Annotated in this window: 13 protein-coding genes; 6 read left to right on the top strand and 7 right to left on the bottom strand. The window is 68.1% G+C overall.

What is annotated here, in order from left to right; translation table 11 throughout:
• Positions 1-30 precede the first annotated feature (30 nt).
• The 6 genes from arfB to KB874_RS04770 form a co-directional block, all read right to left on the bottom strand.
• Positions 31-450 carry an alternative ribosome rescue aminoacyl-tRNA hydrolase ArfB gene (gene arfB / locus KB874_RS04795; protein ID WP_212535420.1) on the bottom strand — a complete coding sequence of 140 codons (420 nt, stop codon included), beginning with the start codon at positions 448-450 and terminating at the stop codon, positions 31-33.
• Positions 451-719: 269 nt separating this feature from the next.
• Positions 720-1361, bottom strand: a complete 642-nt coding sequence (locus KB874_RS04790; protein WP_212535419.1) for a queuosine precursor transporter — start codon at positions 1359-1361, stop codon at positions 720-722.
• A 119-nt stretch (positions 1362-1480) separates the two neighbouring features.
• Positions 1481-2323, bottom strand: coding sequence for an esterase-like activity of phytase family protein (locus tag KB874_RS04785; protein WP_249200279.1), 843 nt, complete (start codon positions 2321-2323; stop codon positions 1481-1483).
• Positions 2324-2346: 23 nt separating this feature from the next.
• Complete coding sequence (gene mepA, locus KB874_RS04780) at positions 2347-3270, bottom strand: penicillin-insensitive murein endopeptidase (protein ID WP_212535417.1); 924 nt, start codon at positions 3268-3270, stop codon at positions 2347-2349.
• Positions 3267-4631 (bottom strand): MFS transporter, encoded by a 1365-nt coding sequence (locus tag KB874_RS04775; protein WP_212535416.1) that lies wholly within the window; start codon positions 4629-4631, stop codon positions 3267-3269. Before KB874_RS04775 ends, mepA begins: the two co-directional genes overlap by 4 nt.
• A gap of 75 nt (positions 4632-4706) precedes the next feature.
• Complete coding sequence (locus KB874_RS04770; protein WP_212535415.1) at positions 4707-5261, bottom strand: acyl-CoA thioesterase; 555 nt, start codon at positions 5259-5261, stop codon at positions 4707-4709.
• A 130-nt stretch (positions 5262-5391) separates the two neighbouring features.
• Between KB874_RS04770 and KB874_RS04765 the strand changes: the two genes are divergently transcribed.
• From KB874_RS04765 to yaaA, 3 genes are all read left to right on the top strand, one after another.
• Positions 5392-5685, top strand: a complete 294-nt coding sequence (locus tag KB874_RS04765; protein ID WP_212535414.1) for a YggT family protein — start codon at positions 5392-5394, stop codon at positions 5683-5685.
• Between the two features lie 125 nt (positions 5686-5810).
• Entirely contained in the window at positions 5811-7862 is a 2052-nt protein-coding gene (recQ, locus tag KB874_RS04760; protein ID WP_428849228.1) for a DNA helicase RecQ, read from the top strand.
• 32 nt (positions 7863-7894) lie between these two features.
• A complete protein-coding gene (gene yaaA / locus KB874_RS04755; RefSeq protein ID WP_212535413.1) occupies positions 7895-8677 on the top strand; it encodes a peroxide stress protein YaaA in 783 nt (260 codons plus the stop codon).
• 28 nt (positions 8678-8705) lie between these two features.
• Here yaaA and KB874_RS04750 read toward each other — a convergent pair whose 3' ends face one another.
• Complete coding sequence (locus KB874_RS04750; protein ID WP_212535412.1) at positions 8706-11240, bottom strand: PAS-domain containing protein; 2535 nt, start codon at positions 11238-11240, stop codon at positions 8706-8708.
• Positions 11241-11365: 125 nt separating this feature from the next.
• Here KB874_RS04750 and KB874_RS04745 point away from each other — a divergent pair, with 125 nt between their 5' ends.
• From KB874_RS04745 to pbpC, 3 genes are read left to right on the top strand one after another with little or no spacing between them, the layout of a single operon-like run.
• Positions 11366-16777, top strand: a complete 5412-nt coding sequence (locus KB874_RS04745) for an alpha-2-macroglobulin family protein (RefSeq protein WP_212535411.1) — start codon at positions 11366-11368, stop codon at positions 16775-16777.
• Positions 16774-17328: a putative glycolipid-binding domain-containing protein gene (locus KB874_RS04740; RefSeq protein WP_212535410.1), complete on the top strand. Its 555-nt coding sequence runs from the start codon at positions 16774-16776 to the stop codon at positions 17326-17328. Before KB874_RS04745 ends, KB874_RS04740 begins: the two co-directional genes overlap by 4 nt.
• On the top strand, positions 17325-19340 hold the full coding sequence (pbpC, locus tag KB874_RS04735; protein ID WP_212535409.1) for a penicillin-binding protein 1C: 2016 nt from the start codon (positions 17325-17327) through the stop codon (positions 19338-19340). The genes KB874_RS04740 and pbpC overlap by 4 nt, the downstream gene beginning before the upstream one ends.
• The last annotated feature ends 65 nt before the right edge of the window (positions 19341-19405 follow it).

Below are 19405 nucleotides of genomic sequence, written 5' to 3'. Positions count from 1 at the left end.
TCGACGGCTCACCAACCGGAACGCGGGTTCCTAGGTCTCGGGATCGACCTTGCCGCGCAGCGACTTGACCGAACCGCGTTCCTTCTTTGCCTGAAGCCGCCGCTTTTGCGAACCGAAGGTCGGTTTGGTCGGGATGCGCCGCTTGGGTTTTTCCAGCGCCTTACGGATCAGTTCTGCCAGCCGGTCGCGGGCGATCTCGCGGTTTCGGGCCTGGCTGCGCGTCTCGTCGACCTGGATGACCAGCGCGCCCTCCTTGGTCCAGCGCCGGCCTGCCAAGCGTTTCAGCCGGGCCTTGACCGGGCCGGGCAGGTTGGGTGACCGCTCTGCCTCAAAGCGCAACTCGACCGCTGTCGACACTTTGTTGACGTTCTGCCCGCCGGGCCCCGAGGCGCGGATGAACTGTTCGGTCAGTTCCCAGTCCTCGATCCGTATCTGGTCTGTGATGCGCATGATGGGTCAGGTAAGGCAGGACGGGCGACGTGAAAAGGGCCGCCCTGGATTTCGGACGGCCCTTCGAGAATTCGGAGGCGGGGGTCGGTTAGACACTGCTCGCCAATTCGGAGTTTTCGGCCCCAGGGGCTGCCCTAAAGCGTCACCTCACGAACTGTTCCGACACCTTTCTCCAATGCTTCTCTAGACACTGGATCACCTCCTTTCAGCTGTTGAAACGCAAGATGATGTTGGCATGGGTACCGGAAACCACAAAGTGTTTTTTCGACTCAGGCTAAAATTTTCGTTTCCGTCGCCCGCGAAACGATCACACGGAAGGGGATCAGGGCGACCAGTGCCAGCGCCAGCTTGACGCTCCAGTCGGCGACGGCAAGCGACACCCATAGCGGCGCCTCGGGTCCCATGCCCAGCAGCGGCAGCACCTCGCCGGCCCAGGAAACGTCGTTTCCGGGCTCGATGAAACTCAGGCTGCCCGAGAAAGCGATGGTGAAGAACAGCGCGGTATCCACCGACGATCCGATCAGCGTCGAGGCCAGCGGCGCCCGCCACCAGGCGCCCGCGCGCAGCCGGTCGAACACGGCGACGTCCAGCAGTTGCGCCGTCAGGAACGCAAGGCCAGATCCCAGCGCGATCCGCATCGTGACTGCCGGATAGGTATAACCATCGCCCTGCAACATGATCTGCGTGCCGACGAGCGAGCAGAACACGCCGACGACGAAGCCCGCGAAAACCACCTGGCGCGCGGCAGAGGGGCCGTACAGGCGGTTCATCAGGTCGGTGACAAGAAAGGCGAGCGGATAGGTAAAGGCGCCCCAAGTCAGCCAGTTGCCGAACAGGAACTGGACGAGGATGTTGGAGGCCAGGACAATGGCCGCCATGGCAAGGATGCCGGGCAGGTGTTTGCGCGTCATGTTGAAACCCGTTTTTGCAAGGTTGCGGGGACTTGGCCCGGCACCGCGCCGGACGGGCGGCGTCTAGCGGGGATCGCGCCCTGTTGCAAGGGTGCGACGGTTGTCCACCCGCGTCGGCGTCACGGTAGAGGCAGCCGGTATTCCACGATTTCGGTCCGCTGGAAGCTGCGGAAATTGTCGTCCGAGATCATCGTCAGCCGGATCGCGCCCGTCGCATCCCGCCACACGGCCAGCCCCTCGAGGTTGTCATGCCGCCCGACCGGGGTTTTCACGTCGATGCGTTCATCGCCCAGCGTAGTGTCCGTAACGGTAAAACTGCGCACCCGGCTGCGAAAACCAAAACCGGGAAAGGCCCGTTCCAGCACGTAGAGCCGCCCGTCGGGCCCGAAATCTGCACCGACAGGCAGAAAGCCGTTGCTGCGGGACAGGGCAAAGGGCTGGCTCCATGTGCCATCGAAGCGCCAGATCGGAAAGGGTTCGTTCAGGCGGCCAGAGCGTTCCGGCATGGTGTAGAGCCGCCCGGCCGCGTCGACGGCCAGTGCCTCGAGGCCGCCATTGCCGGGCAGCGCGGCAAATTCCTTCGGTCTCGGGATTCTGCGCGGTTTCTGCGGGTCGCGGTGATCGCGGATGCGGTGGATTGCTTCGTAGGACACGAAGACCCCGCCGTCGGCGGAAAGCGCAAGGCCTTCGGCATCGTGGATGTGATCCTTCGGGATGTGTCCGTCCGGCGCGCGCAGCGGTTGGGTGGCAGTCGCCTCCATGCCTGTGATGCGACCGGCCTCGCGAATGAAGCGCCCGGACAGGATCGTGCCGCGATCGCTGATCGCCATGAAGTGCTGGCCGTCAGCATCCACGTCCAGCCCGGAAAACCCGCCTGCCCCGTGCTCTCTTGTCGGCCAGACCAAGCTCTGCAGGAACTCCGCCCGCGCAGACGCACGGTCGTCGGCCGGTGCGAAACCCATGCAGCCCGCCAGAAGGGCCGCGCCTAGCGCGACGCAAGCACGTCGGCGCATTGGGCTGGCAGATCCCCCATGGTCAGTTGGCGGCGCGGCGGCGCGGGCTTGGCGTTCGGATCGGGCGGTGGCGGGTTCAGGATGCGGTTCACCCAGTCCTGCGCCTCGGCGCAGCCGTCACCGGGCGGCGGCGCGTCTTGGTCGACGCATCCCGACGCATCGCGCGGGCAGCTGAGGCGGACGTGGAAGTGATAGTGGTGGCCCCACCAAGGCCGGATCTTGCGCAGATAGGCGCGGTCGCCGGTCTCGTCCTTGCACATCTGCGCCTTGGCGCCGGGAAAGACAAAGATGCGGGCAACGCGCGGATCGCTGGCCGCGGCCTTGAGGATCTCGTGATGGGCGCGCGTCCAGCGGTCGTTGACATAGGCGCCGCTGGCCCGCTGCATCGAGATCGACGAGATGTTTTCGCGCTGGGCCACGCTGAGGTTCAGCTTGTCGGCGGGCAGCATCCAGATGTCGGCATCCAGCCCGATCTGGTGGCTGCTGTGCCCCGTCAGCATCGGGCCGCCGCGCGGCTGGCTCATGTCGCCGACGTAAAGACCGCTCCAGCCCGGCTGCTGCGCGGCCTTGCGGCTGAGGTCCTGAACGAAGTCCACCAATTCCGGACGGCCCCAGTTGCGGTTGCGGCTGAGACGCATCGCCTGCCAGGTCGGGCCGGTATCGGCCAGTTGCATGCCTCCGGCGAGGCACCCCTTGGCATAGCCGCCATAAGAGGCCGGGTTGTGCTCGGAAGGCGAGGATTTCGCGCCGAACAGCTGCCGAGCCTCTTTCGAGGACAGGACCGGGTCGATCGTCCGGGCGGGCGCGGCCATGCGCTCGCCAGAGATGTCGCGCGGACCACCGCTGCAGGCCGCCAGCGCGGCGATGAAGGTCAGGGTAACGATCGTTCGGATCATACTGCTCTTGCTCCGTCCGGGTGAACCCAGCGTAGCAGAGCCAGACCGATCAGGAAAAGGAAGATCACTGGCAAAAAGCCCAACTGGTTCGATTGTGTCCAGATCGTGAACACGGTGATGAGCGCGGGGGCAAGGAAAGCCGTCGCCTTGCCGGTCAGCGCGAACAGGCCGAACGCCTCGGCGGCGCGCTCGGGGTCGATATGGCGCACCATCATCGACCGCGACGCGGAATACAAAGCGCCGCCCGCCCCGCCGATCACGGCGCCGCAGATGTAGAACAGGAGATCGGGGATGGCCGAACCTTCGGCCAGCGGGATGCCCAGCAGGCTTTCCCGGCTCATGCCGACGATGACGGTGCAGACGGCGATCAGCATGATCGTGCAGCCGATGATGACCGGCTTCGGACCGATACGCTGGTCGGCGATGCCGCCGACCCAGGACAGCACGGCGGCAGCGATGGCGGCGATGATGCCGAAGACGCCGATCTGGATGATCTCCCATCCCAACACCAGCTTGGCGTAGATGCCGCCGTAGGCGTAAAGCGCGGTCAGCGCGTCGCGGTAGAACATCGAGGACAGCAGGAAGCTGCCATAGGAGCGTTGCCGCGCCACGCGCTTGATGGTCTGCCAGAGATCGCGCAGGACCACGCCCAGTTCCGGGCGGCTGCCCGTCGCATCGTCCGGGTCGCGGCACCAGATGAAATAGGGCACCATGAACAGCGCGAACCAGATCGCGATGAAAGGTCCGGTGAACCGCGTGCCCTCGCGCGTCTCCGGGTCGAGGCCGAATGCCGGCGCCATGCCGATCAGCGTCTTGCCGCTGTCGTTCTCGGCAAAGAACAGCAGCACGGCGAACAGCGCCAGAACCCCGCCCCAATAGCCAAAGGCGGTCGCACCTCCACTGATCCGCCCGATTTCCTGCGGGGTGCCAAGGCCCGGCAGCAGCGCGTTGTTCAGGTTGAAGGCTGATTCCGACGCGGTGAAGCCGATCCAGAACAGCGCCAGCACCAGCAGGATGTTGCCGCCGTCCGGCGTCAGGAACCAGAGCCCCGCGGCGCAGAGCACCGTGACGATGCTAAAGGACTTGATCCACGGCACCTTGCGCCCCGTCGCATCCGTCCACGCGCCCAGAAGCGGCGCGGACAGCGCGATGAACAGGCCCGAGAGCGTTTGCGCAGACGACCACATCGCCTGTGCCTGGCTCGACGGGTCGGCCGCGCCGCGCACGGTCAGCCACTCGGCGGCGACAGCGGCGAAATAGGGCGCAAAGACAAAGGTCAGGCCAAGCGTCGCGTAGGGCTGTTGCGCCCAATCGAAGAACATCCATCCCCAGATGCGTTTCCTGCGGTCCGTTCCCGCCATGCCTGCCCCCTTGTGAGTTGCCGGGATCAAACCCCGGCAGGCGCAGTCTGTCCAGCGGCAAGAGCGGGCCGGGTGTCAGGCGACAGGGGGCAGGTCGTCCTGCATCGGCGGCCAGGGCCGCTGATCCTCGGCGGCGATCCAGGCCTCCACCCAGTCTGGCAGCGGCTTCGAGACCGGATCGACACCCATCGCCTGCGCGATGCGCTCGGGCGCGACGATGCCGTTGCGGTCTGTGATGGCGCTGCGGAACAGGGCGTGGCTGGCGCATTCGCCATCCGTCTTCCACATGCTCTGCTCGATATAGAGGAACCGGTTGTCCCAGCCGATCAGGCGCGAGCGCGTCTCGAACCGGTCGAATGTACGGATGCGGCGGCGATAGCGCACCACTGACCCCGCCACCGTCAGGCCCCAGCCCTCGCGGCGCAGCGTGTCGATCAGGCCGGTGCGCATGGCCAGCGGGATGCGGCCCAGGTCATACAGCGTCAGCGTGCGGCCGTTGTTCAGCTCCATCCATGGGTCGATGTCCCACGGCCAGCATAGGTGGCGCGAGACATGCGTTTCGAACAGGCCGATGCGCGGCATGCGGGCGGTGCGGAAGGAATCCTTGGCAAAGCGGACGATGGGATACATGGGCGGCTCCTTTCGCCCGCGCCCTGCGCGTTTCGCGTGGCGCCGTCAACCAAGACCCTGCGGCAGGCTTGTCCTTTGACGGTCATGCGCTTACCTGTTGCGCGGCCGGACACAGGGAAAGGACCCTTCGATGCAATCGCTGTTCATGATCGTCATGCTGATCCTCGACATCGTGTGGTTCGTCATCATCGCGCATGTGATCATGTCGTGGCTGATCAACTTCCAGGTGCTGAACCTGCGCCAGCCGCTGGTTTCGCAGATCTGGGACGGTCTGAACCGCCTGCTGGAACCGATCTATTCCCGCATCCGCCGCATCCTGCCGGCGATGGGCGGGCTCGACCTTGCACCGCTGCTGGCGCTTATCGCGGTCTACGCGATCCGCATCATCCTGGCGAACAACGCGGGCTTCTTCTACAGCTACTGACCGTGGCGAGGGACCGGCGTCGGGCCGCCCGTCCGTTTGGGGCAGGTGGTTAAACGGCTTGATTCATCAATCATTAGTATGTGATTGTCAAAACCAGAGCAGATCTGGACAAAACCGACAGGCCCATGCCCCGAGACATGACCAACGCCGCAGCCCTGCTGCGCGACGTTTTCGGCTTTGACGCCTTCCGCCCCGGGCAGGAGGAGATCGTCGAGGCCGTGGCACACGGCGAGAACGTGCTGGCCATCATGCCGACGGGCGGCGGCAAGTCGCTGTGTTTCCAGTTGCCCGCGCTGCTGCGGCCCGGCGTGACGGTGGTGATCTCTCCGCTCATCGCGCTGATGCGCGACCAGGTCCGCGGCCTGATCGAGACGGGCGTGGCGGCAGGGGCGCTGACCTCGGCCAACACGCCCGAGGAAAACGATGCGGTGTTCGACGCGCTCCATTCCGGCGAGCTGAAGCTGCTCTATCTCGCGCCGGAACGGCTGGCCTCCGGCGGGACACAGCGGATGCTGGCGCGCGCGGGCGTGTCGCTGATCGCCGTGGACGAGGCACATTGCGTCAGCCAGTGGGGCCACGATTTCCGCCCCGATTACCTGCGGATCGGGGAACTCCGCCGCGCGCTGGACGTGCCTTTGGCGGCCTTCACCGCGACCGCCGACCAGGAAACGCGCGACGAGATCGTGACGCGGCTGTTCGACGGGCATGCACCGCGCAGCTTCCTGCGCGGTTTCGACCGGCCCAACATTCACCTCGCCTTTCAGCCCAAGGACAGCCCGCGCAATCAGATACTGTCCTTTGCCGCCGCACGCCGGGGGCAATCGGGCATCGTCTATTGCGGCACCCGCGCGCGGACAGAGGTTCTGTCCCAGGCCCTGCGCGACGAGGGGCACCCGACCGCCTTCTACCACGGCGGGATGGAGGCCGAGCCGCGCCGCGCGGTCGAGGAACGGTTCGCCACCGAGGATGGGCTGATCGTCTGCGCCACGGTCGCCTTCGGCATGGGCGTAGACAAGCCCGATATCCGCTGGGTTGCCCATTCCGACCTGCCCAAGAGCATCGAGGCCTATTACCAGGAAATCGGCCGCGCCGGGCGCGACGGTGCACCGGCCGAGACACTGACGCTGTATGGGGCCGACGACATCCGCCTGCGCCGCGCCCAGATCGACGAGGGGCTGGCCCCGCCGGAACGTCGCGCCGCCGATCACGGCCGCCTGAACGCGCTTCTGGGCCTGGCCGAGGCGCAGGGTTGCCGCCGCGTGGCGCTGCTGGCCTACTTCGGTGAAACCGCCCAGCCCTGCGGTCATTGCGACCTCTGCGATACCCCGCCCGAGACCTTCGACGGCACCGAGGCCGTGCGCAAGGCGCTGTCCGCCGCGCTGCGGACCGAGGAACGCTTTGGCACCGGCCACCTGATCGACATCCTGCGCGGCAAGGCCACCGACAAGGTGAAACAATGGCGGCATGACGCGTTGCCGACCTTCGGCGTGGGCAAGGACCTGTCGCAGGGCCAGTGGCAGGCGGTGTTCCGGCAGATGATGGGGCTGGACCTGATGCGCCCGGATGCCGAACGCCACGGCGCGCTGGTGATGACCGACCGCGCCCGCCCGATCCTGCGCGGCGAGGAAACCATCCACCTGCGCCGCGACACGCTGGCCCGCGCCACCGACCGTCCTGCGGTCAAGCAACTGGTGGGCGAGGATGACGCGCCGATGCTGTCCGCGCTCAAGGCAAAGCGCCGCGCGCTGGCCGAGGCGGCGCGCGTGCCCGCCTATGTCATCTTTCCCGACCGCACCCTGATCGAGATGGCCGAGACGCGACCGGCAACGCTGGACGACATGGCGAGGATCAACGGGGTCGGGGCGAAGAAACTGGAACGCTATGGCGCCGCTTTCCTCGAGGTGCTGAACGGCGAGGCCGAGGCAGTGCACCCGGCACGGCGCAAGCTGGCCGGGCGTGATGCCGGCGCGATCTACGACGCGCTGATGGAGGCGCAGGCCGCGCTGATGCGCGGGCCCGACGGCACCGAGAAACCGCTGACCTGCTCTGCCTCGCAGCTGGCCAAGCTGGCCGAGGTGCGGCCTTCGGATGCCGATGGCGTCGAACGCATCCTGGGCGACAAGCGCACCGAGCGTTTCGGCATGGCCTTTCTGGACGTCCTGCACGCAGCGGGCTAGGTTCCACCCCCGACACAGACGGAGAGGCGATCATGCTGGTGGTGATTTCCCCGGCCAAGCGGCTGGACTGGGCAGAGCGGCCCGAGACCATGACCAAACCGGATTTCGAGGAGGATGCGCTGCGGCTGGCCAAGACCGCTCGCAACCTGACCCTGTCCGATCTCAAGGGGCTGATGGACCTGTCCGACGACCTGGCGCGGCTGAACCGCGACCGGTTCAAGGCCTTCACCGACCAACCCGGCCCCGAGGATCTGCGCCCCGCCGCCTTTGCCTTTGCCGGTGACACCTACCAGGGGCTCGAGGCCGGCTCGCTCGAGGCCGAGGAACTGGACTGGGCACAGGATCACCTGCGTATCCTGTCGGGGCTTTACGGCATCCTGCGCCCGCTGGACGCGATCCAGCCTTACCGGCTGGAGATGGGCTCGCGCCTGAAGACGCGGCGCGGTGACAGCCTCTATGCCTATTGGCGCGACCAGATCGCCAAGGCGCTGAACGCGCAAGGACAGGCGCTGGGCGCCGACGTGCTGGTGAACTGCGCCAGCCAGGAGTATTTCGGCGCGGTGCCGGAAAAGGCGCTGAGGCTGCGGGTCATCACCCCCGTCTTCATGGAGGACAAGCCGCAGGGTCCGAAGATCGTCAGCTTCTTCGCGAAACGCGCGCGCGGGTCGATGGCGCGCTTCGTCATCCAGCGCCGCCTGACCGATCCTGAGGGGCTGCGCGACTTCGACCTCGGCGGCTATGTCTGGCAGGAAGAGATGAGCACGCCCGACCGCCCGGTCTTTGTCCGCCCGGCCGAAGCGCAAAGCGCCGCTTGACTGCCGATAGGGTGGTGAAGACCGTCGCCTAGCCCGCCAGGTCCTGCGCTGCCGGGGCGGCGGGCAGGTAGCGCTCCAGCTTTGAGGCCAGTTCGGCCTTGCGCAGCGGTTTCGTCAGGTAGTCGTCCAGCCCCGCCTCGATGATCCCCTCGCGGTCGCCGGTCATGGCGTGTGCAGTGACGGCTACGATGGGTACGTGCGGTCCATCCCCCTCCAGCGCGCGGATCGCCTGCGTGGCTTCCTTGCCGTCCATCTGCGGCATGGAAATGTCCATGAAAATCAGGTCGGGACGCCGCTCCTGGTAGGCGGCCACGGCCTCTATCCCGTTGTTGGCGATGACCAGCTCGATATCGAACCCTGCCGCCATCTTGCGGAAAACAAGCTGGTTGGTCTTGTTGTCCTCCGCCAGCAGGATAAGCGGCCTGTCGTTTTCTGGCGTCTCGGGTTCTGGCGCCGCTTCCTGCGCTTCGGCTTGCGGCGCCGCCTGGTTCGCTGGGGTCGACAGGCCCGCCAGCGTCTCGATCAGCGCCTTGCGCGACAGCGGTTTCTGAAGCAACGCCAGAATCGACCCGTCATCCGGCAAGACGACCGCGCCGGGGTTGTCGGCTAGCAGGATGACGGGCACGCGCCGCCCCGCAGCCCAGAGGCGTCGCGCCAGGTCGCTGCCGGGCATGTCGGGCAGATCGGCGTCGGCGATCACCAGGTCGGCGTCGCCGCCGCGGTCCTTTAGCGCCTCGGCGGCGGTCTGCCGCACGGTGGTATCGATCCGCAGCAGGCCCAGCTGCTTGGCCAGCAGGGTCTGGTTGGCGAAATGACCGTCGACGATCAGCACGCGGCGGATGTTTTCGGGGATGCGGCCCGAGATGTCGGCGGCCTGTTCCTCGATTGGCAGGATCAGGCGCAGGCCGAAACAGCTGCCCTGGTTCAACTCGGACTCGACCCAGACATCGCCGCCCATCAGTTCGACCAGGCGGCGGGTGATCGACAGGCCGAGGCCCGTACCCTCGAACTTGCGGTTACGCTCGTCCTCGACCTGGTTGAACTCGCCAAAGACGTGCTCGATCTTGTCGGGCGGGATGCCGATGCCGGTATCCTCGACCGTGATGTGGATCGCGGCCGTGTCGTCGCTGTCGACAAAGCCCACGACACGAACGGTCACATTTCCCTCCAGCGTGAATTTCACCGCGTTGCCCAGCAGGTTCGTCAGGATCTGCCGGATCCGACCCGGGTCGCCGGTGAACCGCGTGGGCAGGAAGATGTCGTAATCGACCAGCAGTGCGATTCCCTTGTCGCGGGCGCTGGGCTGCAACAGCATGACGACCTCGTGGATCGCCCGTTCCAGATCGAAGGGCTCGGGGTGCAACTGCAGCTTGTCAGCCTCGATCTTGGAGTAGTCGAGGATGTCGTTGATGATGACCAGCAACGCCTCGCCCGAGCTGCGGATGGTTTCCAGGTAAAGGCGCTGTTCCTCGGCCAGGTCGGTGTCGATCATCAGGTCGGCCATGCCGACGATGCCGTTCATCGGCGTCCGGATTTCGTGACTCATGTTGGCCAGGAAGGCAGACTTGGCGCGGTTCGCGGCCTCGGCCTTTTCCATCGCTTCCTTGAGGCGGACCTCGTTCTGCTTGATCTGGGTGATGTCCACCCGCAGGCCGACGCGCCCGCCATCGCGGGTCTCGCGTTCGTAGACCCGCAACCAGCGCCCGTCGTCCAGCTGCTGTTCCAGTTCCTGCGTGGCGATGCGGTGCTGTTCCAGCCGGGATTCCAGCCATTCCTCCTCGTGCCCCTTGGCGTCCAGATACTGGCCATGCGCCAGGCCATACCGCAGGATCTGTTCGAACGTGGCGCCGGTCTGGATCGCCTCGGCGCTGAGGCGGTAGAGGTCGCGATACTGCTGGTTGCACATCAGCAGTCGGTCGTCCGGGTCGAAGATCACGAAGCCGTCCGGCAGTTCCTCGATTGCGGACCACATGCGCATCAGCTCGGTGATGTCGACGGCCAGCGTGACAAAGCCGCCATTGGGGCGACGGCGATCCTGGATCTTGATGAAGCGGCCATTCCAAAGGCGCAGGGTTTCCGGTGGGATCGGCTCTGACTGCCAGCGTTCGATCATGCGGATCTGCCATTCGCGGGCGTTTTCGCCCTGAAGGTCCACGATTCCCTCTTCGGCCATGATCTCAAGGACCTGGCCATAGCTGGCGCCCGGTCCGATCGTTTCGACGCCGTCGAAGACCGACAGGTAGGCGGCATTGGCCAGTTCCATCCGGCCATCCGCGTCGAACAGGGCGAATCCGTCGCGGATGGTTTCCAGCGCCTGCCACAGCTGGCCTTCGACCAGCTCGATCTTTTCGGTCGCCTCGCCCAGTTGCAGCAGGACACGCTTGTTCTCGTCACGGACCTCCTCGACCTCGGCCCGGGTTTCGATGATCTCGTGGCTGAGGCGGTTGGAATGCTCGCGCAGCTTGCGGTTGGCGGCGGTCAGTTCCTGCTGCTTGAGCTCCAGCAGGCGTTCGGCGGCCAGTCGTGCGCGCCGTTCCTCTGCCAGCAGCTCCCTCAGGTTCATGCTTATCCTCCTGTTCGCGCGAAACACTGCCCCGAACGCGGTGAAAATCCGCTTAATATCCGAATCCTTGCAGGCTTGGGGCGCGCCGTGGCAGCATCGGGGGATTGGTGAAAAGGAGCATTCCCATGCGGCGTTTGGTTTTGGCCCTGGTGTTGGGCGCGCTTTCCACCTCGCTCGCCGTGGCGCAGGAATGGCTGCCCGAGCGGCGCCTGGTGGTGACGCGGGACATGGATTTTCCCGGCGGCGACCTGCAACCGCTGTTCGACACCACGTTCGACGCCTGCCAGCGCCTGTGCCTGAACGATCCGCATTGCAACGCCCTGACCTTCAACCAGAAGGCCAATGTCTGTTTCCCCAAGACCGGTATCAGCCGCGAGGAACCGTTCGAGGGTGCGCTCTCGGCCCGTGTCGTGAAGGTGGATCCCGCTGCCCTGACCCGCGCGGCTTTGCGTGGCGCCGACCTCGCCTTCCTGTCCGAGTCCGATCTTGCCCGCGCGCGGGTCGAGGCCGAGGCGCTGGCGCTGCGCCATGGCGGCGGCCAGTGGACACCCGCCGCACTGTTGCAGGCCGCGCAGGACGAGCGCGCCAAGGGCAACTGGTCGCAGGCCATCCACTGGACCGGCGCCGCGCTGGCGCAGACCGACGAAGCTGCGCTCTGGCTGCAATACGGCGCCTGGTCGGTCGAGTATCAGGCAACGCAGAGCGGGTCCGACCAGCGCCGCTACAGCGACCGCGCCTACCTGGCGACGATCAACGCCTACCTGCGCAGCGGCACGGATGCCCTGCGCGTCGCCGCGCTCTACGACCTCGCGCAGGCACTGGAGCAGCAGGGACGGGGGCGCGACATGATCCCCGCGCTGCGCCTCGCGGAAACGCTGCAGCCCCGCGCCGATGTCAGCGCCCTTCTGGACGAGGCGATCGGCAAATACGGCTTTCGCATCACCGAGCACGTGGTCGAGGCCGACGCCGCCGCGCCCCGAATCTGCGCTGAGTTCTCCGAGGCGCTGGTGCGTGCGGGTGTCGATTATGCCAGCTATGTCCGGCTGCCTGATCCCCGTCTTGCGGTCACCGCCTCGGGTGACAGGCTCTGCGTCGAGGGGGTCGAGCATGGTGCGCGCTACACGCTGACCTTCCGCGCCGGGCTGCCCTCGGGCACGGGCGAGTCGCTGGTGCGAGACGTGCCCATCACCGCCTATGTGCGTGACCGCGCGCCAAGGGTAGGCTTTCCGGGCCGCGCCTATGTGCTGCCGCGTTCGGTCGATGCCGGTCTGCCGGTCGAGACCGTGAACCTGGACACGGTCGATTTGGTGCTGCGCCGGGTGGCCGATGCGAACCTGATCCGCACCATGCAGGACAACTGGTTCGGCCAACCGCTGAACCGCTGGGAAGAGGATTTCTTTGCCGACACCGTCGCCGAAGAGATCTGGCGCGGCGCCGGCGAGGTGCGCAACGACCTGAACCGCGACATGCTGACCCGCCTGCCGATGGGCGACGTGGTGGGCGACCTGCCCGCCGGGCTCTATGCGCTGACCGCCGCCGTGCCGGGCGATGACGAAGAGGGTAGGGCGACGCAATGGTTCCTCTTGTCCGATATCGGCCTGACCACGATGCAGGGCACGGATGGCTTGACGGTCTTTGCCCGTGGCCTGGCCGATGCCGGGCCGCTGGCGGGGGTCGAGGTGGTGCTGATGAACCGCGCCAACCGGGTTTTGGACCGGGTGACGACCGATCCGCAGGGCGTGGCACGCTTTGCGCCCGGCCTGACGCGCGGCACCGGGGGCGCTGCGCCTGCGATGGTGGTGGCGCGGCAAAGCGATGCCGACATGGCCTTCCTGTCGCTGACCGACCCGGCCTTCGACCTCAGCGACCGGGGCGTGGCAGGCCGCGCGCCCGCCGGGCCGCTGGACGCTTTCCTCGCAACCGACCGCGGCGCCTATCGCGCCGGAGAGGTGATCCACGCGACTGCGCTGTTGCGTGACGCGCGGGCCGATGCGGTGGCCGATGTGCCGATGACCGCCGTGCTGACCCGCCCCGACGGGGTGGAGCATTCGCGCCATGTCTCGGATGGCGGGATCGACGGCGGGCATGTGTTCGACCTGCCTTTGTCCGCCTCGGTGCCGCGTGGGGCGTGGCGACTGGAGGTGCATGCCGACCCCAAGGCGCCCGCGCTGGCCTCGACCACGATCCTCGTCGAGGATTTCGTGCCCGAGCGGATCGACTTTGACCTGACCCTGCCCGATGCGCCGTTCAACCCGCTCTCGCCGCCGCTGATGGGCGTGTCGGCGCGCTACCTGTTCGGCGCGCCGGGCGCAGACCTGACCATCGAGGGCGACGTGACCCTGTCGGCGCAGAACCGGCTGGACGCCTTCCCGCGCTACCGCTTCGGCCGTCACGACGCCGACCCGGCGGCGCGGCGCGAGGGGCTGCCCGCCGATCTGCGCACCGATGCCACGGGCAATGCCATGCTGCCGTTGCCGATGCCTGAACTTGACGCCGAAGGCCGCCCCATGTCGGCCCGCATCACCCTGCGCCTGGCCGAGGCCTCGGGCCGCCCGGTGGAACGCAGCATCACGCGGCCGGTTGCGTCGCCTGTGCCGATGATCGGCATAAGGCCCAATTTCGACGACACCCTGCCCGAGGGGGCCGAGGCCGGCTTTGACCTGATCGCGCTGGGCCCCGACCTGATGCCGCAGGCGATGGCCGTGACCTGGGAGGTGAACCGCGTCAACACGCGCTACCAGTGGTATCAGCAATATGGCAGCTGGTACTGGGAGCCGGTGACGACCCGCCAGACCGTCGCACGGGGCGCGGCGACTCTGGGCGCCGATCCGGTGCGCGTGTCGGCGGATGTCGAATGGGGCGCTTACGAGATCGTCGTCGAACGCACCGACGGCGCCTATGTCGCCGCGTCGATGGGGTTCGACGCGGGCTGGTATGCTGCGGCAGACGCGGCCGACAGCCCGGACATGCTGGACATGTCGCTGGACGCCGCCAGCTATCGCGTCGGCGATACCGCGACGCTGCGCATGGTGCCACGTTCGGCGGGCAAGGCGCTGGTCACGGTGCTGGCCGACCGGGTGATTTCCATGCAGGCGGTCGAGGTGGCCGAGGGCGAAAACACCCTGCAACTGCCCGTGACCGAGGAGTGGGGCGCGGGCGTCTATGTCACCGCGCAGGTGCTGCGCCCGATGGATGTGGCGGCGGGGATGAACCCGGGCCGCGTGCTGGGTCTCGCCCATGCCGCCGTCGATCCGGGCGCGCGCAAGCTGGCCGTGACCCTCGAGACCGGGTCAGAGGCCGCGCCCCGCGGTCCGTTGACCGCCGCCGTGCGGATCGATGGGCTGGCGCCGGGCGAGGCCGCGCATGTGACCGTCGCGGCGGTCGACCTGGGCATCCTGAACCTGACCGGTTTCGAGGCGCCCGATCCGTCGGCGCATTTCTTTGGCCAGCGCAGGCTGGGTGTCGAGATCCGCGACCTGTATGGTCGGCTGATCGACGGCATGAACGGCGCGATGGGGCAGGTGCGCACGGGTGGCGATGCCTCGGCGGTGATGCGGATGCAAAGTCCGCCGCCGACCGAAGACCTGGTCGCCTTCTTTTCCGGCCCCGTGACCGTGGATGCCGAGGGCAAAGCGCGGGTCAGTTTCGACCTGCCGGACTTCAACGGCACCGTGCGGGTGATGGCGGTGGCCTGGTCGGCAAAGGGCGTGGGTCAGGCGCAGATGGATGTACTGGTGCGCGACCCGGTGGTGATGACGGCCTCTCTACCACGCTTCCTTGCGCCGGGGGATCAAAGCCGCCTGCTGCTGGAATTCACCCATGCCAAGGGCGCGACGGGCGCGATGCCGCTGGAGGTCGCAGCCGACGGCCTGCGCCTGACAGGGGCACCCGAGACGGTCGCGCTGGCTGAAGGTGGCAAGGCCGCCGTGTCGCTGCCTCTTGTCGCTGACGATGTGGGCGATTTCCGGATCGAGATTGCGCTCACCACACCCGAGGGCCAGCGCCTGACCAAGGCGCTGACGCTGGGCGTGCGGGCGAACGACCCGGTCATCGGCCAGACGCGGCGTTTCACGCTGGCGCCGGGGCAGACCTTTACACTGGACGGGCAGGTGTTCGACGGGTTCCGTCTCGCGTCCTCGCAGGCGCTGATCTCGGCCGGGCCGCTGGCGCGGTTCGACGTGCCGGGTCTGCTGGCCTCGCTGGATCGCTACCCCTACGGCTGCACGGAACAGGTGACCTCGCAGGCGCTGCCCTTGCTGTATCTGTCGGCTCTGGCCGAACCGCTGGGCCTTGGCGGGGCCGACCGGATGCGGCAGCGCGTCGGGCAGGCGGTGGACAAGGTGCTGACACGGCAGTCGGCCAACGGCGCCTTTGGCCTGTGGCGGGCGGATTCGGGGGATTTCTGGCTGGATGCCTATGTCACCGACTTCCTGAGCCGGGCCAGGGCCGCAGGGCATGACGTGCCGGACCGCGCCTTTGCCTCCGCCCTCGACAACCTGAACAACCGCATCGCCTACGCGCCCGATTTCGACGAGGGCGGAGAGGATATCGCCTTTGCGCTGATGGTGCTGGCGCGCGAGGGCCGCGCACAGGTGGGCGACCTGCGCTACTACGCCGACGAGCGCAAGGATGCCTTCGCCACGCCGCTTGCGCTGGCGCAGTTGGGCGCGGCGCTGGCCTCCTACGGCGACCAGGTGCGGGCCGATGCGATGTTCGCCGCAGCCGCCGCACGCCTGTCCCGGCAGACGCCCGAGGGGCAGGTCTGGCGCGCCGATTACGGCACGCCGATGCGCGATGCGGCAGGGCTGCTGACGCTGGCGGTGGAAAGCCGATCCGAGGCAGTCGACCGCGAGGCGCTGGTCGCAGCCATCCGTACCCCGCGCAGCACGCAGGAACAGGCCTGGGCGCTGCTGGCGGCGCACGCGATGGTGCAGGACCCGACCGTGTCAGGCATTGATGTCGATGGCGTGCCGGCGACCGGCCCATTCCTGCGGCGTCTCACAGGTGCCGGGCTGGAGCCGATGACGATCACCAATACCGGCAGCGGCCCGACCGACGTGACGCTGACCACGCTCGGCGTGCCTTCGGGCGACACGCTGGCCTCGGGCTATGGCTATGGCCTGACGCGTGACTATTACACGCTGGAGGGAGACCTCGTGGACCCTTCCGCCGGTGTCGCCACCGGCACGCGGCTGGTCGCCGTGCTGACGGTGCGCCCGGCCGAGGACACGCGCGCCCGGTTGATGATCGACGACGCGCTGCCGGCGGGGTTCGAGATCGACAACCCCTCGCTGCTGCAATCCGGCGACCTCAAGGCGCTGGACTGGCTCGAGGTGGCCGAGGTCGACACGGCCGAGTTCCGCGCCGACCGTTTCCTGGCCGCCGTGACCCAGGGCGGCGCCGACCCGATCCGGCTGGCCTATATCCTGCGCGCGGTCTCGCCCGGCGCGTTCCATCACCCCGCCGCGCTGGTCGAGGACATGTATCGCCCGGACTACCGCGCGACGACGGCGTCGGGCCGGGTGGTGATCAAATGACCGGCCAGACCGTCGCCACGGCGCATTGGCGCGCGCTGGACCGCGACGGCGAGGACAAGTGTCGCCTGGCAATGATGGATCACGGCTGGATGCTGGTGGGCCACGCGCGCTTTCGCGATGCGACCGGCTGGGCGGCGCTGGATTACGTTGTGCGCTGCGACGAGGGCTGGCACACGCTGTCCTGCGATGTCAGCGGCACGCAGGGCGGCGGCGCGGTGGCGCTGCGGCTGGAACGGAACGGCGCGGACTGGACGCTGAACGACACCCCGCAACCCGACCTGCGGGGCGCGACCGATGTCGACCTGGGCTTTACCCCGGCGACCAATCTCATGCCGATCCGTCGCCTGCCCGAGGTCGGCACGATCCGCACCTGTGCCGCCTGGTTGCGCGTGCCCGGGCCGCTGCTGGACCCGCTGCACCAGAGCTACCGGCGCGAACGCGGCGGATACGTCCATTACGCTGCCGAGGAAACCGGATTCGCCGCGTATCTCGAGGTGGACGAACACGGCTTTGTCACCGGCTATCCCGGCCTGTGGGAGGCCGTTCCGTGACCCGCGCCCTGCTGGCGCTGGTGGTGGCCCTCTGGTCGGTCGCGGCGGGGCGCGACGCGCTGGACCGCTGGATCGACGCCACGCCCCTGCCGGTGCTGGTGCAGGAAACCGGGGCCGAGATGCGCGACCGAAACGGCGCCCTCTTGCGGGCCTACACGGTCGATGACGGGATCTGGCGGCTGGCGCTCTCGGCGGACCAGGTCGATCCGTTGTTCACCCGGATGCTGGTCGCCTACGAGGACAGGCGGTTCTTCGATCACACCGGCGTTGATCCCGTCGCCGCGCTGCGCGCCGGCTGGCAGGCGCTGCGCCATGGGCGGGTCGTGTCGGGGGCCAGCACGCTGACCATGCAGGTCGCCCGCCTGCTCGAGGACGGGCCGACCGGAGAATGGCATGGCAAGCTGCGGCAGGTGCGGCTGGCCTTGGCGCTGGAACGCCGGCTGTCTAAACCCGAGATCCTGCAAGTCTACATGGCGATTGCGCCCTATGGCGGCAATGTCGAGGGGCTGCGGTCCGCCTCGCTGATCTGGCTGGGCAAGGAGCCGCGCCGCCTGACCCCGGCCGAGGCCGCGCTGCTGGTCGCCCTGCCGCAAGCGCCGGAAAGCCGCCGTCCCGACCGTCACTTGCAGGCCGCGCGCATCGCCCGCGACCGGGTGCTGGATCGCATGGTGCGGGCCGGGATTCTGGATTCCGAGACGGCGCTGGCCAGCCGCCGCGACGCCGCGCCGCTGGGCCGCCACCCGATGCCGCAACTGGCCCCGCACCTGGCCGACTTCGCCCTGGCCGAGGGGCCGGGCCGACATGACCTGACGCTGGATGCCGGGCTTCAGGCGCGGCTCGAGGACCTGGTGCGGCGCCACATGGCCGGGCGCGATCCGCGCCTGTCGATGGCGGTGGTGGTCGCCGATCACGCGACGGGAGAAATCCTCGCCTCGGTCGGCTCGCCGGACTATGCCGCGACACAGGGTCAGGGTTTCGTCGACATGACGCGGGCGTTGCGATCGCCCGGATCAACGCTGAAGCCGCTGGTCTATGGCCTCGCCTTCGACCGGGGGCTGGCGCATCCCGAGACACTGATCCTCGACGCGCCGGTGCAGTTCGGAAGCTACACGCCGCAGAACTTCGACGGGGTCTTTCGCGGCGAGGTGCCGGTGCGCGAGGCGCTGCAACTGTCGCTGAACGTGCCGGTGGTGCGGCTGACGGCCCAGATGGGACCGGCGAACGTGATGGCGGCCCTGCGGGTGGCGGGGCTGGAACCGGCCCTGCAAGGCGGCGCGCCCGGCCTTGCCCTGTCGCTGGGCGGCGTGGGCCTGACGCTCGAGGACCTGGTGCAGCTTTACGGCACGCTTGCGCGGGGCGGGCAGGCCGTGCCGCTGCACTGGCGCAAGCAGCCCGTCGCGCCGGGTGCGCGCGTGTTGTCCTCCGCCGCCAGCTGGCATCTTGGTCAGATCCTGTCGCAGCTTCCGCCGCCACCCGGCGCTGGCAGGCCGGGGCAGGTCGCCTACAAGACCGGCACCTCCTACGGGCACCGCGATGCCTGGGCGCTGGGCTGGGACGGGGCGCATGTGGCGGGTGTCTGGATTGGTCGGCCCGACGGCACGCCGGTGCCCGGCGCCTTTGGCGGTGACCTTGCCGCGCCGCTCCTGTTCCAGGCGCTGGGCCGCGCAAGGGGTCGCGACGTACCGCTGGCCCCGCCGCCGCCCGAGACCCTGCTGACGGGCCACGCCCAGCTGCCCGCCCATCTGCAACGCTTTGGCGCGGCGGCGCAGACAGAGGGGCTGCGCGTCACCTTCCCGCCCGACGGCGCCGCGCTGATCGCCGATGCGGCGGGTGTTCCGGTCAAGCTGCGCGGCGGCGTGCCGCCCTTCACGCTGCTGGCGGATGGGCGGGTGCTGGCCACTGGCTTGCGCGACCGCGCCTTCCTCGCGCCGCTGCCCGGGCCGGGCTTCGCCACCCTGTCGGTCATCGACGCAAGCGGGCAGTCGGGGCGGGTCTCGGTCGAACTGCGCTGACGGCGCCTTCGTCTGGCTGAAGATATCCCGGGGAGCCGCGCACGGCGCGGCGGGGGCAGAGCCCC

Origin of the sequence: Thetidibacter halocola, from assembly GCF_018224955.1 — a bacterium.
Taxonomy (GTDB): domain Bacteria; phylum Pseudomonadota; class Alphaproteobacteria; order Rhodobacterales; family Rhodobacteraceae; genus Thetidibacter; species Thetidibacter halocola.
This window is presented reverse-complemented; position numbering and strand designations above follow the sequence as displayed.